Genomic DNA, 26,597 nt, shown 5'->3' on the forward strand with positions numbered 1-26,597 from the left:
TGCTGCCTTGATACGCCGACCACAATACGCCCACTACACCAGGAATCCCGCTGACATGACCGCTCGCTTGGGGCTCGCCACCGCCCTGTTGAATCACGCCTACGCCGACGACATCAACGCCACGCCGGCTTCCGATACCCTGTTGATCAACGAACAGTCGAGATGGCTGGAATCCCGCGGTGAGAGAGTCATCAAGTTCGGCTTCGGCCAGTCGCCGTTTCCGGTCTACGGCCCTGCGGTCGAGGCGCTCGCCGCTCATGCCGATCACAAAGCCTATCTACCCGTGCAGGGATTGCCCGCGCTGCGGGAACGAGTCGCCACTTTCCATAGTGAAATGGACGGCATTGCATGGAATGCCTCGCGGGTATTGATCGGCCCCGGTAGCAAGCTGCTGCTGTTCGCCCTGATCAAGGCGCTGCCGGCGGCAGAAATTCTGATTCCTGCACCGGCCTGGGTCTCCTATGCACCTCAGGCGCGTCTGGCAGGACAGACGCCGATCAAGCTGGCGGCGGACTTCGACACACGCTGGCAGATCACGCCGGAGCAGTTGGAGGCGCACTGCCTTGAAGGCGGCGATAGCACGCGGCTGTTGATACTCAATGCGCCCGGCAATCCCACTGGTTTATCGCCCGATGCCGAGACGCAGCGGGCGCTGGCAGAGGTGGCGCGGCGTCACGGCGTGATCGTGCTGGCCGACGAGATCTACGGCCCGTTGGACCATAGTGGTGCCCACCGCGCCTTCGCGCGCGACTACCCCGAGGGCACGGTGACGACCAGCGGGCTGTCGAAATGGTGCGGCGCCGGCGGGTGGCGGCTGGGGGTGATGCACGTGCCCGAGGCGCTGGGAGACGAGATCTTCGCGCGGCTGCTGGGGATCGCCTCGGAGACCTGGTCGAGCGTGACCAGTCCCGTTCAGGAAGCGGCTTGCGTGGCCTATCGGGTCACGCCCAAGTTGACCGAATATCTCGATCGCCAGCGGGCATGGCTTAGCCTGATTGGTCACTGGTGTGCGACCCAGCTGCAGTCGGCGGATATCCGCGTGCACCTTCCCGACGGGGGCTTCTATCTGTTCCCCGATTTCGACGAGTATCGAGAGACGCTGGCTCGGCGCGGTATCACCACCAGCGCCGAGCTGACCGCGCGGTTGCTGGCGGAAACCGGCGTGGCATTGCTGCCGGGTAGCGCGTTCGGGTGTGATCCAGCTCAGCTCACGGCTCGTCTGGCCTATGTCGATTTCGATGGCCAGGCGCTGTTGCCGCATCCGCCGCAGCGTCACGAGCAGCCGATGGCGCTACCGGCGCTGGAGCGAGTGCGTCTTGGCATACGATCGATCATCGACTGGCTGGGCTGAGCTTCAGAAGGGCTGAGCTTCAAGGGGCTGGCTCGAGGCTGAATTCGTGGGCATTTTTGATTGTGCGCTTTTCTTAAGGCAACATTAAATTGCCAGGTGATACATTTTTCCGGGAACTCCCCGCGCTATGGGGTATCACAACTGGGCACACGCAAAAATCGAGAACACTTGGAGGTATTCATGCAAAGGATCACTGCAATCATCGCGGCAGCTCTGATGACGACAGGTATGGCCAGTACTGCGGCTATGGCACAGGACAACGCGAACAGTGCTCCGCAGTCTCAGTCTCAAGCGGCCGCCAAGAATTTTTCTGATGAAGAGTTGCAGCAGTTCGCTGACGCTTCTCAGGAAATCGCTTCGATTTCCCAGAATTATACCCAGAAGCTGCAGAATGCATCCGATGAGGGCGATCAGCAGGAGATTCGCCAGCAGGCCAACGACGAGATGGTCGAGGCGGTCAAGGATAGCGGTATGGATGTGGAGAAGTTCAACTCCATCGGTCAGGCCGTTCAGCAGGATCCGCAGCTCATGCAACGCGTGAAGGGCATGGTTCAGCAGCCCCAGCAGTAAACGCGCCATGATGGCGGCCTTGGACGTTTGATCATGTAATTCTCAGTGCCCGGGCCGTCCAAACAAAAACCGCCGACATCGAGTCGGCGGTTTTTTTATGCCATCAATTCAAGGTGCTACGTGATCAGTTGTTATCGATCGCGTCGCTGGCATCGTCCAGCAGGTCGGATGTGGCAGACTTGGTATCATGCCAGGCGCTGGATGCACCTTGTTTGGTGTTTTCCCATGCGTCGGCGGCCTGTTTCCTGGCCTGATTCCACCAGTCATTGTCATATTCGGGCTGCTGCTTCAGCTCGTCTTTATCCATGTCGACCACGACACGATATTCGATATCGTCGAGGTCGTCGTTATGCTGGGTTTCGACCGTGAAATCGCCTTTCTTGACCACGAAATCCTTGTCGCCCATGTCGAGGACGCCACCGGCTTCGACGACCAGCGCCTGCACGCTCATGTCCTCGCCGAGCAGGATGTCTTCGACATCACCGATATCGTCATCTTTCTGACCGGAGAGATAGACATCTGCATCCATCAGTTCATCGGCGGAGTAGAGACCTTGACGGCTCTGCGAAGCGTGATCGTCCTGAGCCATAGCGGCCTGGGACATCATTACGCTGCTGGCTGCCAGCGTGGCTACGCCGAGTGTCTGCTTCCATGACAGGTTTTGCATCGAAATCTCCTTGCCTTGCGGCTTTTGCGTGCAACTCTCTGTAATCTCGTGAATTTCTAAAGATTACACTTTGTAATGTAGTTGTTCGCTCGGCTTTTGCAAGCGGCCATGACGAGCCGCTACAGCATGAAGGCCAGTTCTAGCGGCAGGTAGATGAAGGCCAGTAAGGTCGAGCAGAAGACCAGGCTCGCGACATACTCGGGTTCGCGCCGGGAGCGCTGGGCGAAGAGATAGTTGTAGACGGCGACCGGCATGCTCATCTGGAGTGCCACTGCGCTGGCCGCCACTGGTGGCAATCCGAGCCAGGAAGCGATGCCGTAGGAGAGGCCCAGGGCGATGGGTACGCGACACAGCGTGAACAGGAAGCCGGAAGAGAGATTGCGCGCCTGCATGCTCGCAAGGGAGACGCCCAGGGTGATCAGCATCAGCGGAATCGTCAGGCCGGACAGCAGATGCACGGTGTTGCCGAGCCACATCGGCAGGTGAATGCCGGACAACAGCAGCGTCAACGCGATGGCGATACTGTAAAGCGTCGGATTGCGTACCAGCGCCTTCCAGGGATTGCCGCGCGTGGCCATCATCATGCCGACGGTAAATTGAATCAGGGCGTTGGCGACCCAGGCCGTCATGGCGTAAGTGAAGCCGATATGGCCAAACGCGTAGAGCGACACGGGAAGCCCCATGTTGCCGGCGTTGGGATACATCATCGGCGAGATGATGACTTGCCAGGGCTTGCCCAGCAGTCTGGCAACGCCGAAGCTCGCCAGCGCCATGCCGGCGAGCACCAGAAACGTGGTGGCGAGCGTACGTCCGAAGATATCGGGGTCGACCTCGGCGTTGGCCAGAGAAGCCAACACCAGTGCCGGGGTGCCGATATTGAACACCAGTTTGGTGACGAATTCGGTGGGGTAGCTGAATCCTAGTCGGATCCACCCGAAACCGATGCTTGCCCCGACCAGCACTGGAGCCATGACCGCGAACAGTTGAGCAAGCATTGCGAGTCCTTGAACCCAAGGGCGATGGAATAGTGAGCGGCAACCGCGGGAAGCGGTATTGTCGTCAATCCATCAACCAACTGGCAATGCTCGATTATCGATCCGTTAGCGCCAGGCCATCAGGTCATCTCGACCACGATTCGACCATGGTGATTGGCGCAGGTCTCCAGATAGCGATGCGCCTCGACGATCTCTTCGAACGGGAAGCGGTAATCGATCTGGGGCTTGAGCTCGCCGGCGAGCGTCATCCGCCCGACGTCGGCGACGGCGCGATCCAGCGCCTCGCGATTCTGGGGGATTCCCAGTTCGGGCTTGCCGCTGAAGTTGGAGAGGCAATGGACATGGAACTGGATGTTCTTGCGAAACGCCGCCTGAGCCGGGAAAGTGGTCTGGTTGCCACCCATCAGCCCGTAGAGGATCAGCCGGCCGCGAGTGGCCAGCACGTCGCCAAGCAGATTCATCTGCGGACCGCCAAGGGCATCGAGCACGACATCGACGCCATGATGATCGGTCAGCTTGCCGATCCGGGAGACCAGATCCTGACTTTCGGTATGAATGACGGCGGCGGCACCCAGCGACTTCAAGTAGTCGACTGCCGACTCGTGGGGCGTCGCCGCGATGACACGGGCGCCCAATGCCCGGGCGATCTGCACGGCGTACGGGCCGCCGATATGGCAGGCACCGGTGATCAGGACCGTTTCGCCGGGGCGAAGATCGGCGACCTCGCGGAATCCGAGCCAGCTGATCAATGACGAGACATAATGGACGCTGGCTTCGGCGGGCGTCAGGCAGGTCGGATAGGCGATGAGCGCCTCGACCGGCAGCAGAACGCGCTCGGCATGCGCCCCGTAGTGATTGGGGTCGAACGCCGGAATCGAGGCAACCCGGTCGCCCGGTGAAAAGGCGGTCACTCCCGGGCCAACGGCGATCACGGTGCCGGCCATTTCAGTTCCCGAAGCGGCCGGCAGTCTGGCTTCGGTCGGGGCCATGTTGCGGCGCCACATGATGTCGTACCAGTTGATACCGAGCGCCTCTGCCGCAACCAGTACTTCTCCGGCGGCGGGTTGCGGATCGTCGCGCTCAATGATCTCCAGTACGTCGGCATCGCCGAATCGCTGAAATTGTATCGTACGTGACATTGTGCACCTCAATGTATCCAGGTCTTGCCATCGACTCTATCGACGATGGCCGGTAAACACTATGCTCGGGGATCGATAGTGGTTATAACCCTGATCGATACGACGACTGAAAGCACAAGTGCGGTCGCCAGATTCAGGAAGGGGCGAGTGGAAGGTTGCCACTCGCCGAAGGGAGGGCGTGCATGAATCGCAGTGACCTGCGTGGGGTAGATTTTAAACTGCTGGTCGTGTTCGAGACCCTGATGCAGGAACGCAGCGTCTCGCGAGCCGCGGAGAGGCTATTCATCGGTCAGCCGGCGACGAGTGCGGCATTGGCGCGACTCAGGGACGTCTTCGGCGATCCACTGCTGGTGCGTACCGGGCGCCAGATGGTTCCCACCGCGCGCGCGCAGCAGATCTACGAACAGCTGCAACCCGCACTCGATGCCATCTCCAACGTGCTCAGCCGGACCAGCGACTTCGACCCGGCGACCAGCGAAGCCGTGTTTCGGGTCGGGCTCACCGACGACATCGAGTTTGCCTTGCTGCCGGCGCTGCTCAAGCGGCTGCGAACAGAAGCGCCGGGTATCGTGCTGGTCGTGCGACGCGCCGATTTCCACTTGATGCCGCAGTTGCTCAATACCGGCGAAGTCACCGTGGCCGCCGGCTACGCGCGGGAGCTGCCGGCCAACGCCAAGCAGAAGATCCTGCGTCACAGTCGCGGCATGATATTGCGGGCGGACAGTCGCCCCGGGGCATTGACGCTGGACGAGTACTGCGAGCGGCCGCATGCGCTGGTGTCCTTTGACGGCAACCTCGACGGCTACGTCGATGAACTGCTGGCCGAGCAAGGCCGCAAGCGGCGGATCGTGCTTGCCGTCCCGCAGTTCAACAGTCTCGCCTCGCTGCTGCGGGATACCGACATGGTTGCCACCGTGCCGGACTATGCCGCCGACGTTCTGGCTTCCCAGGGCGGGCTACGGGTAGACGAGATGCCGCTGGAGCGGGCGCCGTCGCCGCTGAGCATGGTTTGGCAGAGCGTCTACGACAACGATCCCGCCGAGCGCTGGCTGCGCTCGCGAATCCAGATGATGTTTGCCGATAGCGACGAGTGAGTGGCCGGGGATAATCAGAAACGGCATTCAGCCGCGGCTCTTGACCGGTAGACGGGCTCCCGCGTGACTTGACTTCGTCAGTGAAGATCAGAATCATTCGCGCCTGCGGTCGGCCGTCGATCACTCGGCACTGCCCCTCATGCTCGATGCTTGGCACGCACTTCTGACCTCTCCGCCGCCACGACAGATCGCGTCAGGAGAGGCTTGGCGCCGCCACCAGCGAGCCCAATCGCCGGCTACGGAATCCGAATGGAACTACTGCGTGTCGTCTTTCGTCATTATCGCTGGCCGTTCATCGGCGTCATGCTGCTCAGTCTGTTGAGCGCGGCGCTGGGGATCGGCGTCATCGCCTTCATCAATCACTACCTGATTGTGACCGACGGCTCCGCGATGGCCGCATTGGTGCCGTTCATCGCATTGGTCGCGCTGCTGCTGGCGGTGACGCTGGGCTCTCAGCTGGCGCTGACGACGCTGGGCCATCACTTCGTCTATCAACTGCGCGGCCGGTTGATCAAGCGCATTCTCGACACCGATATCGAACGTCTCGAGCAGCTCGGCAGCGCGCATCTGCTGTCGTGTCTATCCAGCGATATTCGCAACGTCACCATCGCCTTCGTGCGTCTGCCGGAACTGGTCCAGGGCGTCGTGATCACGCTGGCTTCCGTGGCTTATTTGCTCTGGCTCTCGCCACCGCTGCTGATGGTTACGGCAGTCTGGATCGCCGTGACCATGCTGATCGGCTGGTGGCTGGTGTCGAAGGTCTACCACCACATTCGCATTACCCGCGCCACCGATAGCCGGCTCTACCAGGACTACGAGACGATCCTCCACGGACGCAAGGAGCTGGCGCTCAATCGCGATCGCGCCCGGCACCTGCTGGAAGAGGTCTACGATGCCGACGCGCGAACCTATCGCGACCACATCATCCGGGCCGACACTTACCACCTGAGCGCGGGCAACTGGACCAACATCATGATGTTGGGCGCCATCGGCGTGGTGTTTTTCCTCGCCAACGGCCTGGGCTGGTCGAATACGGCGGTGGCGGCGACGTTCTCGCTGACACTACTGTTTCTACGCTCGCCGCTGATCCAGGCGGTTGGCGCGACGCCCACGCTGATTACCGCCAAGGTCTCGTTCGACAAGCTGCGGGAATTGTCACTGGCCGAATACCGCGCCGATTTCGATCTGGTCGAGACCCACAGCGAGTGGCAGTCGCTGGAGATGCGAGATATCACCTATCGCTATCCGGCCAAGGCGGGGCGCGAAGGATTTTCGGTCGGGCCGCTCAACCTGCGCCTCGAGCGCGGCGAGCAGGTCTATCTGATCGGCGGTAACGGCAGCGGCAAGTCGACCCTGGCCAAGCTTCTGACCGGGCTCTATCGACCCCACGCGGGCGAGATTCGCATCGACGACGAGATCGTCGGCGAGTCGGACTGGCACCGCTACCGTCAACGGTTCTCGGCGGTCTATACCGATTTTCATCAGTTCGATCGGCTGATGGGCCCACGCGGTGGCGCGGCCGATCCCGCGCTGCTGGACAACTGGCTGCAGACGCTGGAACTGGCCAGAAAGCTGCAGCTCGACGAGGGCAAGGTGCTCGATACCGAGCTTTCCCAGGGCCAGCGCAAGCGTCTGGCACTGCTGATGGCACTGGTCGAGCAGCGTCAGATTCTGCTGCTGGACGAGTGGGCCGCGGATCAGGACCCGCAGTTCCGTCGCGCTTTCTATCGCGAACTGATGCCGTGCTTTCGGGAGCTCGGCATCACGGTCTTCGCGATCAGCCATGACGACCACTATTTCGCCCACGCCGATAGGCTGCTGGAAATGCGAGACGGCCAGCTGCGCGAACTGACCGGCGACGAGCGGGCGCTGGCCAGCCGGGATGCGGTGGCAAGAATCGATACGCCGTGAAGGATGGCACAGCGAGTGGCTAGTCGTTGCTGGCCGGCGGCGTCCTGTGGCATGGGAGCCTGCCGGGCGGTAGCGCCTTGCCCTTGCGCTGGCCCACGCTGCTCTCCTGGGCCAGACGCTGACCGCCATGGCGGGCCTTGGCTTCCATCGCGGGAATCAGATCCCCTTCGCTGAGATGGCGCCAGAAGCGCTGCGGCATGTGTTGAGTCATCACCTTGTGGTTGAGCCGGGCCGGATTGAAGGTGCTGACGAAATAGGTTCGCCAGAGCGCATGGTCCTCATCGGCATTGGCGCGCTCGGCGGCTGTCCGCGCCTCGGTCGTCCAGGCGGCGGGGCAGGGGAAGCGATAGTCGAGCGTCGAACCGTTCCAGTGCACGCCGCCTTCCGGCGTGGCAATCAACCAGGGCGAGCCGCCCATGCGGTCGGCGAAATGTTCTGCGCCCAGATCGAGCACGTCATGCGCGGGCTCGAACCAGGCGACGTAGCGTTCACCCAGCGCGTCATCGCGGCGATGGAATCGCAGAAAGGCGTGCATGTGGTGCGCTTCCCGCTTCACCGCATGCCAGCGCTGATGCAGAACGCGGCCGTCCGCGTCGGCGGGGTGAGTCGCCGCCGCATCGCCCTGGACCCATCGCCACAGAACCCGATGCAGCAACGGCCAGCGTGCCTGCTCGCCCCCGCGCGATCGATAGCGAGCGGCGTTGCGCAGTAGCGCCAATTGCTCGCGCCCGATTCGGATCGATGTGGAAGACGGTTCCCGAGAGGAGGGCGGTTTTGCCGATGCTGGCGGCGAGGAGAACAGGTCGTCGTGGCTGTCATCGCCGTCCCGCCAGGTCACGTCCGGGGGCGGCACGCCAGCCATCAACAGTTGACGCGCCCGTTCGCGCCACTCGTCGAAATCGCGAGCGTGAGCGATACGTGGCGCCGTTGACGATGAATCAGGATTCATGGCGAAAGCTCCGGCTGATGGCTCGCGCGCTTGCGGTGCACGGACCTACCACAGCGCCATCTGGGCAGGCTGAGGTGCGGTCAGGCTCTGGCGCAGGCGGGAGCTGTCCAGGTTGGCGTCGGCGGGGCGGTAGTCCTGGGTGACGACGAACGGAGGCATGGTGTCGAGCCGGCAGCGCAGTGCGACCAGATCCTGATAGCGGATGCGCCGCAGGCGTCGCAGATCGACCAGCCGCTGCACGCTGCGCAGGCCGATGCCCGGGACGCGGGCGATCATCGCCGGTTCGGCGCGATTGAGATCGACCGGGAAGTCGTTGCGGTGGGCCAGCGCCCAGGCCAGCTTGGGGTCGATCTCCAGATCCAGGTTGCCCGGCGCATTCAGCAGCTCTTCGGCCTGAAAACCGTAACTGCGGATCAGGAAATCGGCCTGATACAGTCGATGTTCCCGCAGCAGCGGTGGGGCGGCCTGGGGTAATCCGGCCGGGCGCTCGGGAATCGGGCTGAACGCCGAGTAATAGACGCGCTTGAGACGAAAATCCCGATAGAGATGCTGCGCGGATTGCAGAATCGTACGGTCATCGGTGGCGTCCGCACCGACGATCATCTGCGTACTCTGACCGCCGGGCGCATAGCGCGGCGCCTGTCGTTTGGGATTGTTGCTGCGAACCGGATGGCGGGCATCCTGACGGGCGTCGTCGTTGGCGGCATCGATTCGCTGACGCATGTGGCCCATGGCGGAATGAATGGTACCCAGCTCTTTCTCCGGCGCCAGCGTCTTCAGGCTGGTCAACGTCGGCAGTTCGATGTTCGCACTCAGCCGGTCGGCGTAACGGCCGGCTTCCTCGAGCAGTTTGGGGTCCGCTTCCGGGATCGCCTTGAGATGGATGTAGCCGCGGAATTGATGCGTCTCCCGGAGTGACCTTGCCACCTGAATCATCTGCTCCATGGTGTAGTCGCTGGAGCGAATGATGCCGGAGCTCAGGAACAGTCCGCTGATGGTATTGCGGCGATAGAACGATAGCGTCAAGCGGACCACTTCCTCCGGCGTGAAGCGCGCTCGAGGCACGTTGCTCGAACGCCGATTGACGCAGTACTGGCAGTCGAACAGACAGAAGTTGGTCAGCAGCACCTTGAGCAGGGAGACGCAGCGCCCGTCCGGCGTGAAGCTGTGGCAGATCCCCATGCCGTCAGAGGACCCTAGCCCCGCCTTGCCGCGGGACGAGCGCTTCGGCGCGCCGCTGCTGGCGCATGAAGCGTCGTATTTGGCGGCATCGGCGAGTATGGAAAGCTTGTCGATCAGTTCCATGCAGTGATCCTGTGGTGCGCCTCGAAAACTGGCTTTATATACAGTATTCGAGAATCGCGAGATCGACAAGGTCGGTGATTCGATTTCGGAGCTGACGTTCACGCCGTTACCGTCAGTGGCGTTTCATCCCATAGCGGCCATCTGGCGCTCGACCCAGGCGCGAACGTCGGGGTAGGGGCGCTGGTCGTAGACGCCGAAACCCTTCAGCTGGCGCGCCTTGAGCGGCGTGAAGATCGGCATGGCGAGCCCACACAGAAAGTGGGCGACGCGCTGCGCGCCGGGCACCGGGCCGAGCTGTTCCTGGTGGCGCTGGATCAGCGGTCGGGCGTGGCGTTCGAAATCGTCCTGGGTCAATTCCGGGAGTGCCGGCGCTGCGGGCAAACGAGCGACGTGACCCTGGCAGACCGAACAATGGCCGCAGTTTCGGGCGGCTTGAACAGGCTCGCCGCAGCCTCGGGCGGCTTGAACAGGCTGGCCGCAGTTTCGGGCGGCCTGACTGCGGCTTCGGGCAGTCTGAACGGGCTGGCCGGCGCCGTCGTGAGCGATGGGTTCGTCGCCCTGGAATGAATCGTCACCGAAGTAATCGCCGAGGCGACGGGCCAGGCAGGTGTCCGATTCGAACAGCGCCAGCATGGCTTGCAGCCGTTCGATCTCCGAGGCTTCTCTGGCGTGGCACTCGGCGAGCAGACGGTCGGTCAGGGCGTCGACGTCGATCTCCGATTGGCGCACCTCGTAGACGTCAGTCATGTGCTTGCCTTCCAGCACCACCCAGCCCTTGTCCTGAAAGTACTCGAGCGCGGTGATCACCCGCGAGCGCGAGGCATCGATCTGAGCGTCGACGCCGGCTTGGTAGAGCCGTTCGAAATCCACCGTGCCCCAGGTTTTTGCCATGGCGATGTTGTCCACCAGCAGGCGCACGAAGTCGGCGCGTTCGCCCTGGAATCGCGAGACCAGATCACTGGGCGCTTCGAGATAGCGCAGCCGGTACTCCGCCAGATAGGCAAAGCGGGGCGCGATCACCCCGTGCATCTCGAGCCGGACCAGCAGTGTCTTCAACGGCAGCAGACGAACGTTGCTGTCGCGGGATAGCGTGTTGAGCAGCACCGGCCATTGGCGCTCCGGCCGTTGGCCGGCATCGGCAATTTCGCTCAGCACGTGGCGAATGCCCTCGCGCTCCGGCGTGTCGCCATAGACGAAGTTTTCCAGCACCCGCAGGCCGTCGCGGCCGGCCAGCATCAGGCAGCGCGAGGGGTTGCCGTCGCGTCCGGCGCGACCGATCTCCTGGCTGTAGTTCTCGATCGACTTGGGCAGGTCGTAGTGAATGACGTTGCGGATATCGCCCTTGTCGATGCCCATGCCGAAGGCGATGGTGGCAACGATGCAGGGAATCTCGCCGCTCATGAAACCGCGCTGGATCTGGTCTCGGGTCTCGCTGTCGAGCCCGGCATGATAAGCGCGCACCGAGAAACCCTGCTTCGCCATCGCCGCGGCCACCGATTCGGCGGTCTGCTGGAGAGTGACGTAGATGATGGTCGGCGCTTGTGATCCCGGTTCCGATGTTGGCGCCTGTCGTGGCGATAGCCATTCGACCAGCGCCGGCAGGCGGCTCTCGGTTTCCACCGGATGGACCAGCAGTTCCAGGTTGCTGCGATAGAAGCCGGTGACGATGACGTCATCCAAGGCGATGTCGAACTTGGCGCGCATGTCGTCGATCACCGCCGGTGTCGCGGTAGCGGTCAGCAGCAGCGCCTGGGGGATGCCGAATTCGCGCTGGTAATCCGGCAGCTTCAGATAGTCCGGGCGGAAATTGTGGCCCCACTCGGAAATACAGTGCGCTTCATCGATCACCAGCAGCGAAATCGCGATCTGGCGCAGGAAATGACGAAAGCGCTCGTTCTTCAGTCGCTCCACCGAGACCATCAGAATCTTCAGCTCGCCACTGCGGGCGCGGTCCATGATCGCGCGGGCGGTATCGCGATCCTGGGTCGAGTCGAGGCTCGCGGCCGCCACGCCGTGACGCTGGAGGAATGCCAACTGGTCCTGCATCAGCGCCAGCAGCGGCGAGACCACCAGCGTGAGATGGGGCAAATGCAGCGCCGGCAGTTGATAGCAGAGCGACTTGCCGGCGCCGGTGGCGAAGATCGCCGCCGTCGAGCGCCCGTCGATGACGCTTTCGATCACGGCTTCCTGGCTACCGCGAAAGGCGGGAAAGCCGAATACCTCGAGCAGGGTATCGCGGGGGCTTTTCGTCTCCTGAGCCATATTCTCCTGGGTCATGTTTTCTCCTGGGGCCAGGGTGCGGTCGTATCGGGTGTGGACGCGTCGGACGAGGCGGAATCGGCCGAAGACTCGGCGGGTGACTGGGTCTGGTTCGGCGTCAATGCCGGCTGGGCATACCGCGACGAACGATAGCTGACGCCGTAGCGTAGATGTGGCGCTGCCGGACCGCTGTGGAGTGCCGTGACCCGATCGATGATGGCGCGGTCGGCCAGCGTCAGCCGGTCGAGCATGCGCAGATGCTGCAGCCAGTTGGGGACCAGGAAGACCTCCTGCCACAGATCGCGATCGACAGTGTCGCGGTAGAGCGACCAGCGTTTGGCGCCGTTGCGCAGCCGCAGTTTTCGTAGCGGACGCACGGCGCGAGCGAATTCACGCAGATGTTCGCTGTCGATGCGGTATTCGACCGTCACCATCACCGACCCGCGCGCCGGATTGAAGTCGAAGTCGGGCCTGCTGGTGTGCGCTTCGGGCGCCTCGACCAGGTCGTTGGCATCCAGCTCCGGGAGCTTGGAAGGGAGCAGCAATAGCGCCGAGACGATCAGCAGCGCGCCGGCCAGCATCAACGCCATCTGTACGCCCAACCCTTCGGCCAGCTGCCCCCACAGCAGCGAGCCCAGCGTAAGGCCGCCGTAGAGCGCGGTCTGATACAGCGCCAGGGCGCGAGCCTTGACCCAGTCCGGCACCAGTATCTGGACCGAGGAGTTGTAAGAGGCCACGGCCGCGATCCAGCAGCTGCCGCCGACGATGAGCGCCGGGAACAGCACCCACAAAGTATCGAGGCCGCCGAGGGCCAGCATCACCACGCCCAGCGTCATCGCGGCGAAGCTGATCAGTCGGCTGCTGCCGACCCGCTGGCGGGCCCGGTTGACCAGCGTGCTGCCGGCAATGGCGCCGATGCCCAGGCCGCCGAGCATATAGCCGTAAAGCGAGGCGCTGCCGCTGGGATGCTGGTGGGCCAGTAACGGTAGCAGCGCCCAGAGTGCGCTGGCGGAGATGCCGAAGATGAACGAGCGCATCATCACCAGCCGGGTGACGCTGGAGTACTGCACGAAATGCAGCGCCGCCTTGACGCCTTCCCACAGGCGCTCCGGGGGCAAGGATTTGGGCAGCACCGCGCGTTTCCAGCGCCACAGTGCCGCGATTAGCCCGCAGAAACAGAACACGTTGAGCAGGAAGATCCACGACGGCCCCACCGCCGCCAGCAGCAACCCGCCGATGGCCGGGCCGATGGCACGGGCGGCGTTGTAGTTGACGCTGTTCAGCAGCACGGCGCTCGACACCAGGTTACGCGGCACCTGCTCGTTGACTGCGGCCTGCCAGGCCGGCGTGGTAATCGCACCACCGATCGAGACGCACAGAATCGAGACGATCAGCAAGGTCGGCGACAGGAGATTCAGAAATGCGATCAGGGTAACGAATACGCCGCCCAGCACCTCGATACCCAGGCCGAACAGCATCACCTTGCGGCGATCGTAGTTGTCGGCGATCACCCCGGTGACGATCGACATCAGCACCAACGGCAATGCTGCCGCGACCTGGATCATCGCCACTGCCACCGCGCCGCCATCGTTGGACGTCACTACCCAGGCCGCCGCCACCGACTGCGCCCACACGCCGAGGTTGGCGAACAGGTTGGCGATCCAGATCATCCGGAACGCGGGGACGCCCAGCGGAGCGAAGGTGCTGACATCCGCCGGCCGTGGCGGCGTCTGTTCGGACTCGAGGGTCAGATCACTCTGGCGGGAAACGGGTTGCAGCATGACGAGCTCGCAGACAGGAGGCGAATCGGAAGGCAAAGCCTGAAGATTAGCATCCTTGGTCTGCCTGCGAGGGTCCAGCGCTATCGCTAACCGGCAAGCCTCATGTCAGAAACGATGGGTATCATGGTGACAGCGGCGATGGCCGTTACTGCAGCACCGCGATGGGGCAGGCGTCGGCGGGGTGATTCATGACCCGCATGGGGATGCCGTAGATGGCTTCGAGATTGATGTCGTTCATCATGCTGGCCGGCGCGCCCTCGGCGAGAAGCTTGCCGCTGTGCAGGGCAACCAGATGATCGCAGTAGCGGGCGGCCATGTTGACGTCATGAAGCACGATGACGACGCCGAGGCCCAACTCGCGGCAGAGCTTGCGCACTAGCGCGAGCACTTCGACCTGATGGGCGATATCGAGTGCGGCCAGCGGCTCATCGAGCAGCAGATAGCGGCTGCCCTGGGCCAGCAGCATGGCGAGCCACACCCGCTGACGTTCGCCGCCGGAGAGCGTATCGACCAGGCGATCAGCGAAGGGTTCGGTGTGGGTCAGGGCGATGGCGCGTTCGATCTGCTGGTGATCGTGGCGGTTGAGGCGCCCCAGCAGGCCGTGCCAGGGGTAGCGGCCAAAACCGATCAGCTCGCGGCAGGTCAGGTTCTCGGCGCTGGGTAGATGTTGTGGCAGATAGGCGACATGGCGGGCAAACTCGCGCGGTTTCCACTGTGACAGCGGCCGGCCATCGAGCTGGATGCTACCGTGGCTGACCGGCTGCTGCTGCGCGAGCAGCTTGAGCAGCGTCGACTTGCCGGAACCGTTGTGACCGATCAGGCCGTAAATCTGGCCTTCACCGAAGGTGAAATCGATAGACGAGAGCAGCGTCTTGCCCGCGATCTCGAAGCTCGCCGATTGGACTTCGAACATGGCTGGGGCAACCTCGCGATGAGTGATAGGTCACAGATGGAAGGCAATCCTAATTCAAATACGAACGGTTATCAAAGACAGTTGTCGTCGTTTATCGTCTGGCAGCGTCCGTTGACTGCCGAATATCCCTGTCCCTGGAGCGCGAACCCATGATAAGGAGCGCGAACCCATGAAAGTCTGGTTGTCGATATTGCTGTTCGCGCTCGTCGCCGGGGGCGTGCTGACCGCCGTCGCTTCGCATGAACCGTTCGAGCAGCGGATGGTGCGACTGGAAACCCAGCGCGCGCTGCCGTCGCTGGCGGACGGGCTGGCCGAGGAATCACCCGCCATCAACGCGCTCTTCCTGAACTACGCCGATGATCCGGCGCTCTGGACGAGTGCCTGGTTGGCGATCCGCAATCATGGTGACCTGGCCCGCGAAGCGTTGCTCGATTATGGACTCGATCCGGAATTTCAAAAGGGTTTGGTGCGATTCGGCGCGGATGCGGTGTTGCCGGTGATCTATTACCGCGATCACGACATCGCCATGTTGCGCGCTCAGCACTGGTTGGGAACCCGCTATCGTCAGGCCAGCGAGCAGCTCGACCGCTGGTGGGCCGAGGACGATGAATCCGACGAGGCTGGCGATTCCCGGGCCGCGGCCGACCCGACCGAGAACGCGACCCAGGCCGAAAACGAGGCGCCGGATCCGATGGCATTGACGCCCGCCCGTCGCGGCCAGGTTGCCATCGCCATTCTCGACGCCAAGGGCCACGATTTCCTCAAGCAGTTCGTCGTCGATCCCGACGGCGAGGTGCGCTGGTTGCAGAGCGAGCGTGTGGTCAGCGACATCGGCGATTTCTTTACCAGCGGTCTGCGCGATCTGGAGAGCCAGTGGCGGCGCGGCGAAGCGATCGGCGTTGCGGATATCGGCTGGGCCGGTGTCGATCTGCTGGTGATGACCAGCGCGATCAAGGTGCTGCGAGCCGGCCGTGCGGTGCGAGCCGGCGCCGCGGTCGAAGGGCAGGGCGCGCGGGCTGCCGGACGCGGCGTGCTGGCCGGCGGCGGGGGCTTCGTCAGCCTGTCGCGGGCGGCCAAGGTCGCGGCGATCACCGGCACGGCTTACGTGGTCGTGCGTCATCCCAGCCTCGTCAGCGCACTGGGCGCCAACGTCGGGCGGTGGCTGGGTTGGCCGATCTGGCTGAGTCAGCTGCTGATCTGGTTCGTGGTGCTGCTGCCGCTGTTGATCGTCGTCCGTTTCGTCTATCGCTGGTTGCTGGCGCCGCTGTTGTGGCTGCTGGTGCCATTGTTGAAGGCAACATCCAAAACACCGCGTTGGTTGACGAAAATGCAGCGGTCGCAAGGTAATGGCAAGCTGAGTGCTCGACCGGACAATGACGCGAGAATGGATCCCACGCTATGAAAGACGACGCTTATTCTGATGACAACGCTTATCGGCTGATTTTCGAGCCGCCAACCATCGACACTTACATGACGCTGCGCCGCGAGGCCGGCATGCGTCCGCGCAGCGCCGCCGGTGCCGCGCGTGGCCTGCCCCAAAGCCTGTTTGTCGTGCAGGTCGTTCACCAGGGCGAGAATGAAGGCGAGCACGAGAGCGAAACCGTCGGCATGGGGCGCGTCGTAGGCGACGGCGGCTGCTTCTACCAGGTGGTGGATATCGCCGTGAAGCCGGCCCATCAAGGGCGGGGCCTGGGCAAGCGGATCATGAGCGAGATACGGAGCTACCTTCTGCGCGAGGCGCCGGAAAATGCCTTCGTCAGCCTGCTGGCGGATGGCGAAGCGCATCGGCTTTATGCTCAGTTCGGCTTCGAGCCGACCGCGCCTCATGCCGTCGGCATGGCCTGGTACCCCAAGCCGAGCAACGATTAAACGTCGGGCCACGAGGCGATATCCAGGCTGTCGAGCTCAGCCTGACAACGCGTCATCGCCTGAGCGATATAGCGCCCCGCCATGCGCTCGGAAACACCGAGCCGCTGGCCGATCTCGCGCTGCGTCAATCCCTCCAACCGATGCCAGATCAGCGCCTGGCGCAGCCGTTCGGGTAGTTTTCCCAGCGTTCGCGTGAGCTGATGGACGCATTGCTGCTGGCAGGCGTCGGTTTCCGGGCAGGCGCGCGGACAGACCAGAACCGGTTCCAGCGCCTCGATGGCGATCAGATCCGGTACCTGGCGACGACGATGATCGATCAGCAGATTGCGGGCGATACGAAACAGATAGGCGCGCGGATTATCGAGCGCGCTTCGCGAGGGAACGTTGAGCAGGCGGAGATAGACCTCGTGGCACAGGTCGGCGGCCTGGTCGCGGGAATCCAGCTGGCGGCTGAGGAAGCCCAGCAGCTCGCGATGGTGCTGACGATAGAGCGACTCGACAGTGGCTTCGCGCATGGTGGCGACCCGATGGCATCACAGGAAAAGTGCCGCGATCATGGCAAAAATGAGAATCATTAGCAACAAGTCGTATTGGCAACAACTCGCATTGGCAACAACTCGTCGACCGGGCGCCTCGAGGGCGCCCGGTGGTGACGTGTTTCGCGCAACGGCTAGCTCAGCTTGTCGTCGTCAGCGTCCCGGTCTTTCCCGCCTCCTGATTTTCACCGCCACTCGTGGGCCGGTGGGCGGCGATGGGATTGATCAGCGAGCCAGCGAACTGCAGGTTCTTCGACGGATCGGCGAGATCGATCATCTGCCGGTTGTCGCGCAGTTGCAGGCGATTGAGACACGACAGCGTGAACTCGGGCGCGAACAGATCGAAGCGGGCGAACTTGTCGTCGAATTGCGGATGCCGCCGCTGGTAATCGATCACACAAGACGCGACCAGCTGCCAGAAATCGTCCTCCTCGAGCTGGTTCGAAGCCACCAGGATTTCGGCCAGGAAGCGGAAGAAACAGTCGAACAGATCGGTGAAGATCGACAGGATCTTCAAGTGCTCCGGCACCTCGACCGCGATGCGTCTGGCGGCTTCCGGCAGGGACTGGCCGTTGTCGAAGATGCCGGTCTCCTCGCCGATATCCTTGAGGATCGCGCCAACCGGCACATCGTCTTCCAGCTGCAGAATCAGGTTCTCGCCGTGGGGCATGAACACCAGATCGTGGGCGTAGAAGCAGTGCAGCAGCGGTGTCATGTAGGCCGCCAGATAGCGCTCGATCCATTTGCGTGCGCCGATGCCTGAAGTGTCGATCAGCGCCGGCAGCAGGGCGTCGCCACTCGCATCGCGATGGAGCAGCGCGGCCATGGTCATCAGCCGGCGATTGGGCGCGATACGAGTGTAGGGGCTTTCGCGCCACAGGCAGGCCAGCATTTTCTGATACGGATGCTGTTTTTCGGTGGCGGCCTCGAAACCGGCATGGTGATAGCCCAGCGTCGCGACTTCGCGCAGCACGCTAAATTCCTGGGCCTGCAGTTCGACATCACTGCTGACCACGTTTTCGACCCATGCATTGATGGCCGGCGTACCCTTCATGTAGTGCGGCGACAGTCCGCGCATGAAGCCCATGTTGAGGATCGACAGCGCGAACTTGACGTAGCGGCGCCGCGGCTGCGAGACATTGAACCAGGTGCGGATCGACTGCTGGGCGCGGTAATCGTCGTCTGCTTCGCCGAGCAGTATCAGACGCTGCTCGGCGACCTCGCCGGCAAAGGTGATCGCCAGCTTGTGGCGCCACTGCCACGGGTGAACCGGCATCAAGAAGTAGTCCACCGGATCGAGATCGAGCTCGCGAAGCCGAGCCTCGAAGCGCTGGCGAACCGGGGCGTCCAGCTCGTCGGCGATCAGCGTTTCGACATCGAGACCCTCGATGGCGCTGTACTCGGTGCAGTGGCGCGCGGCGGCCAGCCACAGCGGCCGAATCACGGCGCCGGCTTCCGGTGCGTAGCGGTGATAGTCATCGACATCGAAGCCGATCCTGCCGCTATTGGCGACGAAACAGGGGTGGCCCTCGCTCATCGCCGTCTCGAGGGTCTGGAAGTCGGCCAGCGCGAGTTCGCCGGCCGGCGGCACGTCACGGCCGAATTTGTAGGCCATGCCGGCCAGCGTACTGGCGATCTCTTCCAGATAGGTCGGCAGATTGTCGGCGGCGATGTTCAACCGCCCCCGGCATTCGAGCAGAAACTGCGCCACGTCCAGCGCTTGCGGCGCGCCGTCGCGGGTCTTGGCAAGCGTTTTCTTGTCGATCCACCAGTGATCCAGTGCCATTCGGCGCGCGCGGAATCGATAGCGGACGGCATCGCTATCGGTGGCGAGGGCGTAGTCGGCCCAGCCGTTCGCGTCGATGTCGGTTTCCGGGATCGGCTGTAGCAGTCGCTCATGGGCGAACTCACTGATCGCTTTGCACAGGAGATCACGGTTGGCACGCTGCCAGCGGCCAGGGCGGAGATGGGCGATGGCCCCGATCGTCGTGTTATCCGGCTGGCGCGAGGCAGCTGTCGTCTCGAAGCGCTCGCGAGTGCAGAACCCCAGATGGGCGGTCTTCTCGCCCAACGAAATCTCGCGCTCGTAGACGAAGCCGGCACGACGATTGAGCGGGTGGATCCTGTCGTTGGTGACGTCCGGTTCGACGACGATGCGGCGTGTCCCTGGATCGCTGAACAGGAAGGCGACGACGGTGTCGATTACCGCCTGGCTGAAACCGTGAATCGACGGGCTGGCGGGGCCCTTCGGCGCGACCAGAAAGTGCATGCCCCGGTCGCCGGGCTGGACCGGGTACTGCTCGCCGACCGGATCGTGGCGAGGGTCGTAACATTCGACCAGGAATGCCGGCTGGCCGTCGTGGAGGCCGATGAAGGCCTGGGCGTTTTCGCTCTGCGCCATTTCGCGATAGAACGCCACGACCTGATCCCGGGTATCGCGGCTCATGCCCCAGAAGCGGGCGGTTTCCCGGCTGACCCAGTCGAAGACGAGGTCGATGTCGCGGCCGAGATCGAGCGGACGCAGGGCGAGGGTGCCGATGCCCGGCCAGTCGCGACGGAAGCGGATCTCGGGCGAATAGAGGCTGCTGGACGATGTGGTACTCGTCTCAAGATCAGTCACGCTGCCTGTCGCGTTGGTCATCCTTTCGGCGGGCAGCCGACTCTGGGGGTGATTCATGAGTCTCTCCTGACGGAAATCGGAATCGGAAATCGGGCATGTCGAATCGAGGCGCGCGGTGGCGGTCATGCCGTCGCCCGCTGGGGCTGGAACACGCGATCGTCGGGCGCGCCGAAGTCCTGGAAGGTGAAGCCGCGCTCCACCGGATAGACCTCGCGTCCGGCGAGCTCACGGATGATGCAGGCGTTGCGGTAGCACGCCATGCCGAGATCCGGCGCGACCAGGCCGTGGGTATGCAGCTCGGCGTTCTGGACGAAGATGTCGTCGCCGGCCGCGATGCTGTAGTAGCGGCTGACCGCATAACGCCCGGCGGCGTCGCGCTGAATCCGCTCCTCGATCGGCGCCAGAAAGTCCGGCGTCTGCGCGGCATAGCCGGTGGCGAGTACCAGGCCCTCGGTCTGGTGTTCGAAGCGCTGGTCCTGCTCGGTGTGGGTAAAGGTGAGATTGAAGCGGCGACGGGCGGCATCGAAGCGGCAGCTCTCGAGCTGGGCACAGGTCAGCAGGTGGGTATTCACGTGGCCCTGCAGGCTCTTGGTGTAGAGGCGATCGTAGATGGTGTTGATCAGCTCGAGGTTGATGCCTTTGTAGAGGCCTTTCTGTTGGCGCATCAGTTCGTTGCGCGTCGACTCGGGAAGGGCATGGAAGTAGTCGATGTAGTCCGGCGAGGTCATCTCGAGGGTCAGCTTGCCGTACTCCAGCGGAAAGAAGCGTGGCGAGCGGGTGACCCAGCTCAGGGTGTAGTCGTGCGTGTCGATATCCTCGAGCAGATCGAGATAGATCTCCGCCGCGCTCTGACCGCTGCCGACGATAGTGATCACTGACTTCGCCTGCAGCGCTGCCTTGTTGTCGAGATAGCGCGAGGAGTGCACCACGCGCTCGGCTAACGACTGGCAGCATTCCGGAATCATCGGCTCGTTGCCGGTGCCCAGTACCAGCCGGCGGGCACGATAGATGCGATTTTCCTTCTTGCGCGTATCGCGGCAGCGGATGCGATAGCACTGCTCGGTGTCGTCGTAGGTGATGCTCTGGACATCGCGATTGAAGCGCAGCGACTCGAGCTGCGTGGTGACCCATTGGCAGTACTGGTTGTACTCGCTGCGCAGCAGGAAGAAGTTCTCGCGGATGTAGAAGTTGTAGAGTCGCCCCTGGGATTTCAGATAGTTGAGAAAGCTGAAGCGGCTGGTCGGGTCGGCCAGCGTGACTAGGTCGGCCATGAACGGCGTCTGCAGCGTGGCGTCCTCGAGCAGCAAGCCGGGGTGCCAGTCGAAGCTGGAACGACGCTCGAGAAACAGGCCGTCGAGATCGTCCACGGGATCGGTCAGACAGGCAAGGCCGAGATTGAACGGCCCCAGGCCGACGGCGATGAAGTCGTAGATGCGGCTCAGCATGATGGCGTGCTCCAGACGATTGGCGGACGCGACGACGAGACCAGGGCTTCGCCGACCTGGACGATGTCCGAGATCAGGGCCATCAGATCCTCGACCCGGGTCATGGGGTTGAGCAGTGTGAACTTGAGGTAGAAACGTCCGTCGACCCGAGTGCCGGCAATGACTGCCTCGCCTCGGCGTGACAGCGTCTGGCGGATCTGACGGTTGATCGATTCGATGGCTTCTTCTTCCGCTGCCGCTGAACGATGGCGAGAAGGGGGAAAACAAGAGGGGTAGAAACGAAACACCAGCGTGCTCAGCGCCGGCGCCATCAGCACGTCGATGTCGTCGATGTCGCGCATGGACCGATAAGTGGCGCGCGCCACTTCGATGACGTCGTCGAGATAGTCGCCTAGGCGATCGGCTCCCATCGTGCGAAGGGTCATCCACAGCTTCAGAGCGTCGAAACGCCGGGTCGTCTGCAGGCTCTTGTTGACCAGATCCGGCGTGCCGTCCTCCGCCTGATCGCGGGGGTTGAGATAGTCGGCGTGGTAGGTGACGTGTCGCAGCTGGCGGCGATCGCGAATCAGGCAGGCGCTGCAGCTCACCGGCTGAAAGAAGGTCTTGTGATAGTCGACGCTGACCGAGTCCGCCTGCTCGATCCCGGCGAGCCAGTGCCGATGGCGCCGCGACAGCAGCAGCCCGCCGCCATAGGCGGCGTCCACGTGCAGCCAGATGCCACGCTGCCGGCAGAGCTCGGCGATCGTCGGGATCGGGTCGATGCTGCCGAAGTCCGTGGTGCCCGCGGTTGCGACGATCGCGAACGGGATCAGGCCTTTGTCGTCGCACTCTTTCAGCGTGGCCTGAAGCGCGTCGATATCCATGCGCTTATCGGTGTCGCTGGGCACGGCGATCACAGCGTCATAGCCGAGACCCAGCAGCGCGGCCGCCTTCTGCACGCTGAAGTGGCTAACCTCAGAGGTGAGGATGCGCAGCTGGCGATAGTTATCCGGAAGTCCGTGATGGCGGTTGCCGGCGTGGCCGGGCATCGCTTCACAGGCGCTGTCGCGAGCGATGCTCAAAGCCATCAGGTTGGACTGGGTGCCGCCGCTGGTGAACACGCCATCGGCCACCTCGCCGAGCCCGATACGCGCCGCGGTCCAGTCGATCAGCTTCTGCTCGATCAGCGTGGCGCCGGCGCTCTGGTCCCAGGTTTCCACTGCCGTGTTGAGCGGCGTGGCGATCGCCTCGGCCAGGATCGACGGTAGCGTGATCGGGCAGTTGAGATGCGCGACATAGCGTGGATGGTGGAAGTACACGGCGTGATCGAGATAGAGCCGCTGGACCTCCTCGAGGCTGGCATCGAGATCGTTCAGGGGCCGGTCGAGATCGATCGCCTCGAACGCCGGCTGCAGTTCGTGCGGGGCAACGCCGCTGCAGGGGCCCTGCGCCTGGCTCAGCGTGCGCTGGACCCGCTCCATGCATTGCAGCATGCCGCTGCGGTAGGCCTCCAGCGACTGCTCGCCGAACAGGGTCAGGGTTTCAGGCGAGCCTGGCGGGCGGGCCCGATGCAGGGGGATGGGCGTGGCGAATTCCATGTCATGTCGCATGACGTTTCTCCTGATTGCCTTACTGGCGCCTTTTTGCGAACCGTTTTTTGCAGACAAAGGCGTAGCCGATGCGACGCCGGGAGCGCGCATAACGAGAGAGAGCGAAACGGTGAGTGATGCAAGTGTCGATGAGTGCCGGCCGCTTCCTGCAGCCGGCGATCGATCAGCCCGGGACGTTCTAGAACGGGCCGTGCTGGAACAGGCCGCGTTAGAACGGGCTGTGTTAGAACGAGATCATGCTAGAACTGATAGGAAACGGTGGCGGTGACATTCCGCTCCGCGCCGAAGTAGCAGTACTCGAGCGAGTTACACGAGGCGACGTACTCCTTGTCGAGCAGGTTGCCCACGTTGACCCGGGCGTTGACGCCTTTTAGCCCGACCTGGCTCAAGTCGTAGCCCACGGCGGCGTCCACCAGGGTGTAGTCGGGGACTTTCTCGGTATTGGCCCGGTCGGCGTAGATATCGCCGTAATACCGCACGCCAACGCCGGCATCCAGTCCGTCGAGAGTGCCGCGGTCAAAGGTATAGTGACCCCAGAGACTGGCCTGATGGCGCGGTGCATAGATGGCGTGGTTACCCTGCTCGCCGGGCACGTCGCTTTTCTCGTAGGTGATGTCGGTATAGCTGTAGCCTGCTTGCAACCGGAAGTTGTCGGTCAGGTAGGTGCGCGCCTGCAGCTCGACGCCCTGAGACTGGATCTCGCCCACGGAGCGATAGTCGTCGGTGGGCTGCTCCTTAGTCGCCACGTTTTCCTGATTGATCCGGAACAGCGACAAGGTGTAGAGATCGCGGCTTTCCGGCGGCTGATACTTGAGCCCGGTCTCCCACTGTTCGCCTTCCATCGGTTCCAGCAGATCGCCGTTACCATCGACGAAGCTGGTCGGGGTGAAAGCGGTGTTGTAGCTCAGGTAGGGCGCGATCCCGTTATCGAACCGATAGAGCACGCCGGCACGGCCGCTGAACTGGGTGTCGTCGAGAGTGCTTTCGGTATCGTTCAGATGGTCGGTGTTCTTGATATCGACCCAGTCGTAGCGGCCGCCGAGGGTCAGACGCCAGCGATCGATCGCCATCTGGTCCTGCAGATAGATGCCGGTCTGGGTGAGTTCATGGCGCTCGTCGTTGGTGACGGCGATGTCTCCGATCGGGTCGGCGCCGTAGCTGGGGTTGAAGGCATCGATGCTGGGGAATGCGCCGGCGGTCCATTCCACATCGTTCTTGCGCTTCTGATAGTCCACGCCGACCAGCACGGTGTGATCGATGAAGCCGCTCTTGAGCTTCGCTTCCACCTGGTTGTCGACGGTCCAGGCGTCGAGGGATTCGCGGCCGCCGGAGTAATAACGGTTTAGTTCGTTGGAGTCCGGCGACACCCAGCCGTAGCCGTAGACCTGATTCAGCTCGACGTCCGAGTTCAGGTAGCGCAGCTTCTGGCGGGCGGTAACGTTGTCGCTGAAGCGGTGCTCGAGGTCATAGCCGAACATGCGCTGGGTACGCTCGAACTTGTCGTAGTCGTCTTCGCCGTCGAAGAAATCATTGCCGATGTGGCGGCCGTTATGGCTGCTGACGGCTCCCTCGTAGGGCACGCCGGAGTGGTAACCGCCTTCCGGGTCCTTCTGCAGGTAGGCCATGAAGGTGACGGATGTGTCATCGGTCGCATCCCAGGTGATCGACGGCGCGATGGCGTAGCGCTCTTCCTCGATCGGCCCGAACTGGGTATCGCTCTTGCTGCCGATCCCGACCAGGCGATAGGCGACGCGGCTCTCGTCGTCCAGCGGCCCGGAGAAGTCGAACGCGGCGCTGCGCTGGCTGTTGGTCCCGGTGCTGAAGCGCAGCTCGTTGCGATCCTCGAACAGCGGCTTCTTGCTGGTCAACGCCACCAGGCCGCCGGGTGATGAGCGGCCATAGAGCACCGACGCCGGCCCCTTGACGATCTCGACGTTATCCAGAAACCACGGGTCGATCACCATCGAGCTGTAGCCGTTGGCGTCCCCCATCACCTTGAGCCCGTCGAGATAGGTGTTGCTCAGGCTGCCGTCGGAGAAGCCCCGCATGACCAGATAGTCATAGCGGTTCGAGGCCCCGACCTGATTGGTGTAGACCCCGGGCGTGTACTGCGCGGCTTCACGCAGCGTACGTACGCCACGTTCGTCCATTTCCTCGCGATCGACATTGGAGACGGTCTGCGGGGTTTCGACGACGGGTGTCTCGGTCTTGGTGGCGGCAGACTGTCCGGTCACCGTGACGGTATCGAGAGAGGTACTGCTGGCCGCCGTGCCGCCGGGTGCCGAGCTGGATGCCGTATCGTCACCCGTCTGCTGGGCCCAGACCGGGAACGACAGGCAAGCGCAGGCCAGTGCACTTACCGGGTAACGCAGAACATGATGCATGAATGACAGACTCCCCTTGAATGAAACTCGTTCTTATCCATGGACGTTGCCCAGAAGAAGACGGAGGGGAGTCGAATTTCTGAACCGAAATGACAATTATTTTCAATAAACGGCGTCGGGCGGTACATGATCGGCCGAAGTGCGGCGATGATCCATCGAAGCGGGAAGCGGGAAGCGGGAAGCAGAGAGGGAAGCAGAGAGGGAAGCAGAAAATGGAAAGCGGCGGACCATGAACGGCCCGCCGGGTTTGTCTACCAGGCGATGATCGCGATGATGACTAACGCGAACAACGCCCACTTGATCGCGTAGTAGAGCGGCTTGTTGCGTTTTTTCAGCGCCTTGCCCTGTCGGCGTACGGCATAGATGTACTTGAAGGCGCGATTCAATCCGCCGGTGCGGTCGCTGTCGTCATTGGGCGAGCTGGCGGCGGCCATCACCGTGCGGCCGAAGAAATGGTTGAGGCTGCGCGCCCAGCCATACTTCATCGGCCGTTCGATGTCGCAGAACAGAATGATGCGATTCTGATCCGACCCGTTCTCGGCACGGTGTAGATAGGTCTCGTCGAACATCACCGCTTCGCCGTCGCGCCAGCTGTACTTCTCGCCATCGACATCGATATAGCAGCGGTCGTCGTTGGGCGTGATCAAGCCCAGATGATAGCGCAGCGAACCGGCGTAGGGATCGCGGTGCAAGGTCAGATGGCTGCCTGCCGGCAGCTCGGCGAACATCGCCGCCTTGACGTTGGGAATGCCGGCCAGCAGCTGCGTGGTCCGCGGGCAGAGCTGCTCGGCCGAGGCATGACTTTCGCCGTACCACTTCAGATAGAAGCGCTTCCAGCCGCGGCGGAAGAACGAATTGAAACCGGCATCGTCGTAGCGTGAAGACGCCTTGATATGATCCTGCAGCGCCATCGCCTCGTCGCGGATCGTCTCCCAGTTGCCGGTCAGCCGTTCGAGTTCCGGATAGCTAGCCAGATCGTGATAAGGGCGATCCCTGTCGCGGCCGAACAACGTCATTAGCGCATTGATCGGCGCCATGAAGGTGGAATGGTCGGAGGCCTGACGCAGCGGCTTGTGGCGTACGCGACCGCGGTAGTGGGTATAAAGCACACTAGCGAGGAAGAGCAGTATGAGAATCCATTTGATCATAGGGGGAATGTTCCAGGGGCTAGCCAGTCGCGATCGCGGTTGATGCAATCGCATGTCGCGCAAATGATTTGT

The 26,597-nt window shown here is 62.9% G+C and carries 20 protein-coding genes; 6 read left to right on the forward strand and 14 right to left on the reverse strand.

Translation table 11 applies throughout. The features are described 5' to 3' along the window. The first annotated feature begins 55 nt into the window (after positions 1-55). Positions 56-1,351 (forward strand): pyridoxal phosphate-dependent aminotransferase, encoded by a 1,296-nt coding sequence (locus ACUN9V_RS01195; RefSeq protein ID WP_439284490.1) that lies wholly within the window; start codon positions 56-58, stop codon positions 1,349-1,351. A gap of 180 nt (positions 1,352-1,531) precedes the next feature. After that, the gene (locus ACUN9V_RS01200; protein ID WP_075562727.1) at positions 1,532-1,921 is read left to right on the forward strand and encodes a DUF4168 domain-containing protein; all 390 of its coding nucleotides are present in this window, start codon (positions 1,532-1,534) and stop codon (positions 1,919-1,921) included. Between the two features lie 124 nt (positions 1,922-2,045). Here ACUN9V_RS01200 and ACUN9V_RS01205 read toward each other — a convergent pair whose 3' ends face one another. The 3 genes from ACUN9V_RS01205 to ACUN9V_RS01215 form a co-directional block, all read right to left on the reverse strand. Then, positions 2,046-2,588 (reverse strand): PRC-barrel domain containing protein, encoded by a 543-nt coding sequence (locus ACUN9V_RS01205; RefSeq protein WP_445510039.1) that lies wholly within the window; start codon positions 2,586-2,588, stop codon positions 2,046-2,048. A gap of 119 nt (positions 2,589-2,707) precedes the next feature. Next, positions 2,708-3,583 carry an AEC family transporter gene (locus ACUN9V_RS01210; protein ID WP_445510040.1) on the reverse strand — a complete coding sequence of 292 codons (876 nt, stop codon included), beginning with the start codon at positions 3,581-3,583 and terminating at the stop codon, positions 2,708-2,710. A 119-nt stretch (positions 3,584-3,702) separates the two neighbouring features. After that, positions 3,703-4,722, reverse strand: a complete 1,020-nt coding sequence (locus tag ACUN9V_RS01215) for a zinc-dependent alcohol dehydrogenase family protein (protein ID WP_445510041.1) — start codon at positions 4,720-4,722, stop codon at positions 3,703-3,705. A gap of 182 nt (positions 4,723-4,904) precedes the next feature. Here ACUN9V_RS01215 and ACUN9V_RS01220 point away from each other — a divergent pair, with 182 nt between their 5' ends. After that, positions 4,905-5,816: a LysR family transcriptional regulator gene (locus ACUN9V_RS01220; RefSeq protein ID WP_110692742.1), complete on the forward strand. Its 912-nt coding sequence runs from the start codon at positions 4,905-4,907 to the stop codon at positions 5,814-5,816. Positions 5,817-6,065: 249 nt separating this feature from the next. Then, the gene (locus tag ACUN9V_RS01225) at positions 6,066-7,727 is read left to right on the forward strand and encodes a multidrug ABC transporter permease/ATP-binding protein (protein ID WP_445510042.1); all 1,662 of its coding nucleotides are present in this window, start codon (positions 6,066-6,068) and stop codon (positions 7,725-7,727) included. 19 nt (positions 7,728-7,746) lie between these two features. On the opposite strand, the gene ACUN9V_RS01230 is transcribed toward ACUN9V_RS01225, so the two are convergent. From ACUN9V_RS01230 to ACUN9V_RS01250, 5 genes are all read right to left on the reverse strand, one after another. Continuing rightward, positions 7,747-8,676, reverse strand: coding sequence for a TIGR03915 family putative DNA repair protein (locus ACUN9V_RS01230; RefSeq protein WP_445510043.1), 930 nt, complete (start codon positions 8,674-8,676; stop codon positions 7,747-7,749). 45 nt (positions 8,677-8,721) lie between these two features. Next, the gene (locus tag ACUN9V_RS01235; RefSeq protein ID WP_445510044.1) at positions 8,722-9,981 is read right to left on the reverse strand and encodes a putative DNA modification/repair radical SAM protein; all 1,260 of its coding nucleotides are present in this window, start codon (positions 9,979-9,981) and stop codon (positions 8,722-8,724) included. Between the two features lie 123 nt (positions 9,982-10,104). Beyond that, positions 10,105-12,258: a RecQ family ATP-dependent DNA helicase gene (locus tag ACUN9V_RS01240; RefSeq protein ID WP_445510045.1), complete on the reverse strand. Its 2,154-nt coding sequence runs from the start codon at positions 12,256-12,258 to the stop codon at positions 10,105-10,107. Continuing rightward, positions 12,255-14,021, reverse strand: coding sequence for an MFS transporter (locus tag ACUN9V_RS01245; RefSeq protein WP_445510046.1), 1,767 nt, complete (start codon positions 14,019-14,021; stop codon positions 12,255-12,257). Before ACUN9V_RS01245 ends, ACUN9V_RS01240 begins: the two co-directional genes overlap by 4 nt. 145 nt (positions 14,022-14,166) lie before the next feature. After that, positions 14,167-14,934 (reverse strand): ABC transporter ATP-binding protein, encoded by a 768-nt coding sequence (locus ACUN9V_RS01250; protein WP_445510047.1) that lies wholly within the window; start codon positions 14,932-14,934, stop codon positions 14,167-14,169. Positions 14,935-15,103: 169 nt separating this feature from the next. Between ACUN9V_RS01250 and ACUN9V_RS01255 the strand changes: the two genes are divergently transcribed. Continuing rightward, positions 15,104-16,336 (forward strand): hypothetical protein, encoded by a 1,233-nt coding sequence (locus ACUN9V_RS01255; protein WP_445510048.1) that lies wholly within the window; start codon positions 15,104-15,106, stop codon positions 16,334-16,336. Further along, positions 16,333-16,803 carry a GNAT family N-acetyltransferase gene (locus ACUN9V_RS01260; RefSeq protein ID WP_445510049.1) on the forward strand — a complete coding sequence of 157 codons (471 nt, stop codon included), beginning with the start codon at positions 16,333-16,335 and terminating at the stop codon, positions 16,801-16,803. The genes ACUN9V_RS01255 and ACUN9V_RS01260 overlap by 4 nt, the downstream gene beginning before the upstream one ends. Here ACUN9V_RS01260 and ACUN9V_RS01265 read toward each other — a convergent pair. The 6 genes from ACUN9V_RS01265 to lpxO form a co-directional block, all read right to left on the reverse strand. Next, positions 16,800-17,318 carry an RNA polymerase sigma factor gene (locus ACUN9V_RS01265; RefSeq protein ID WP_445510050.1) on the reverse strand — a complete coding sequence of 173 codons (519 nt, stop codon included), beginning with the start codon at positions 17,316-17,318 and terminating at the stop codon, positions 16,800-16,802. The genes ACUN9V_RS01260 and ACUN9V_RS01265 overlap by 4 nt on opposite strands. 160 nt (positions 17,319-17,478) lie before the next feature. Continuing rightward, on the reverse strand, positions 17,479-20,016 hold the full coding sequence (locus ACUN9V_RS01270; protein WP_445510051.1) for a GNAT family N-acetyltransferase: 2,538 nt from the start codon (positions 20,014-20,016) through the stop codon (positions 17,479-17,481). A gap of 65 nt (positions 20,017-20,081) precedes the next feature. Next, positions 20,082-21,404: a lysine N(6)-hydroxylase/L-ornithine N(5)-oxygenase family protein gene (locus ACUN9V_RS01275; protein WP_445510052.1), complete on the reverse strand. Its 1,323-nt coding sequence runs from the start codon at positions 21,402-21,404 to the stop codon at positions 20,082-20,084. Beyond that, positions 21,398-22,993, reverse strand: a complete 1,596-nt coding sequence (locus ACUN9V_RS01280; protein WP_445510053.1) for a pyridoxal phosphate-dependent decarboxylase family protein — start codon at positions 22,991-22,993, stop codon at positions 21,398-21,400. The genes ACUN9V_RS01275 and ACUN9V_RS01280 overlap by 7 nt, the downstream gene beginning before the upstream one ends. A 239-nt stretch (positions 22,994-23,232) precedes the next feature. Next, positions 23,233-25,377 carry a TonB-dependent siderophore receptor gene (locus ACUN9V_RS01285; protein ID WP_445510054.1) on the reverse strand — a complete coding sequence of 715 codons (2,145 nt, stop codon included), beginning with the start codon at positions 25,375-25,377 and terminating at the stop codon, positions 23,233-23,235. A gap of 251 nt (positions 25,378-25,628) precedes the next feature. Next, a complete protein-coding gene (lpxO, locus tag ACUN9V_RS01290) occupies positions 25,629-26,525 on the reverse strand; it encodes a lipid A hydroxylase LpxO (RefSeq protein ID WP_110692750.1) in 897 nt (298 codons plus the stop codon). Between the last annotated feature and the right edge of the window lie 72 nt (positions 26,526-26,597).

This window comes from Salinicola sp. V024 (assembly GCF_052645315.1).

Excerpts from the sequence above, each read along its gene's own strand:
- ACUN9V_RS01205 (WP_445510039.1), bottom strand. The coding sequence starts at position 2,588 with ATGCAAAACCTGTCATGGAAGCAGACACTCGGCGTAGCCACGCTGGCA.
- ACUN9V_RS01225 (WP_445510042.1), top strand. The coding sequence starts at position 6,066 with ATGGAACTACTGCGTGTCGTCTTTCGTCATTATCGCTGGCCGTTCATC.
- ACUN9V_RS01220 (WP_110692742.1), top strand. The coding sequence starts at position 4,905 with ATGAATCGCAGTGACCTGCGTGGGGTAGATTTTAAACTGCTGGTCGTG.
- ACUN9V_RS01250 (WP_445510047.1), bottom strand. The coding sequence starts at position 14,934 with ATGTTCGAAGTCCAATCGGCGAGCTTCGAGATCGCGGGCAAGACGCTG.
- ACUN9V_RS01235 (WP_445510044.1), bottom strand. The coding sequence starts at position 9,981 with ATGGAACTGATCGACAAGCTTTCCATACTCGCCGATGCCGCCAAATAC.
- ACUN9V_RS01245 (WP_445510046.1), bottom strand. The coding sequence starts at position 14,021 with ATGCTGCAACCCGTTTCCCGCCAGAGTGATCTGACCCTCGAGTCCGAA.
- ACUN9V_RS01230 (WP_445510043.1), bottom strand. The coding sequence starts at position 8,676 with ATGAATCCTGATTCATCGTCAACGGCGCCACGTATCGCTCACGCTCGC.
- ACUN9V_RS01270 (WP_445510051.1), bottom strand. The coding sequence starts at position 20,016 with ATGAATCACCCCCAGAGTCGGCTGCCCGCCGAAAGGATGACCAACGCG.
- ACUN9V_RS01285 (WP_445510054.1), bottom strand. The coding sequence starts at position 25,377 with ATGCATCATGTTCTGCGTTACCCGGTAAGTGCACTGGCCTGCGCTTGC.
- ACUN9V_RS01260 (WP_445510049.1), top strand. The coding sequence starts at position 16,333 with ATGAAAGACGACGCTTATTCTGATGACAACGCTTATCGGCTGATTTTC.
- ACUN9V_RS01265 (WP_445510050.1), bottom strand. The coding sequence starts at position 17,318 with ATGCGCGAAGCCACTGTCGAGTCGCTCTATCGTCAGCACCATCGCGAG.
- ACUN9V_RS01210 (WP_445510040.1), bottom strand. The coding sequence starts at position 3,583 with ATGCTTGCTCAACTGTTCGCGGTCATGGCTCCAGTGCTGGTCGGGGCA.
- ACUN9V_RS01240 (WP_445510045.1), bottom strand. The coding sequence starts at position 12,258 with ATGACCCAGGAGAATATGGCTCAGGAGACGAAAAGCCCCCGCGATACC.
- ACUN9V_RS01215 (WP_445510041.1), bottom strand. The coding sequence starts at position 4,722 with ATGTCACGTACGATACAATTTCAGCGATTCGGCGATGCCGACGTACTG.
- ACUN9V_RS01255 (WP_445510048.1), top strand. The coding sequence starts at position 15,104 with ATGAAAGTCTGGTTGTCGATATTGCTGTTCGCGCTCGTCGCCGGGGGC.
- ACUN9V_RS01195 (WP_439284490.1), top strand. The coding sequence starts at position 56 with ATGACCGCTCGCTTGGGGCTCGCCACCGCCCTGTTGAATCACGCCTAC.
- ACUN9V_RS01200 (WP_075562727.1), top strand. The coding sequence starts at position 1,532 with ATGCAAAGGATCACTGCAATCATCGCGGCAGCTCTGATGACGACAGGT.
- lpxO (WP_110692750.1), bottom strand. The coding sequence starts at position 26,525 with ATGATCAAATGGATTCTCATACTGCTCTTCCTCGCTAGTGTGCTTTAT.
- ACUN9V_RS01280 (WP_445510053.1), bottom strand. The coding sequence starts at position 22,993 with ATGCGACATGACATGGAATTCGCCACGCCCATCCCCCTGCATCGGGCC.
- ACUN9V_RS01275 (WP_445510052.1), bottom strand. The coding sequence starts at position 21,404 with ATGCTGAGCCGCATCTACGACTTCATCGCCGTCGGCCTGGGGCCGTTC.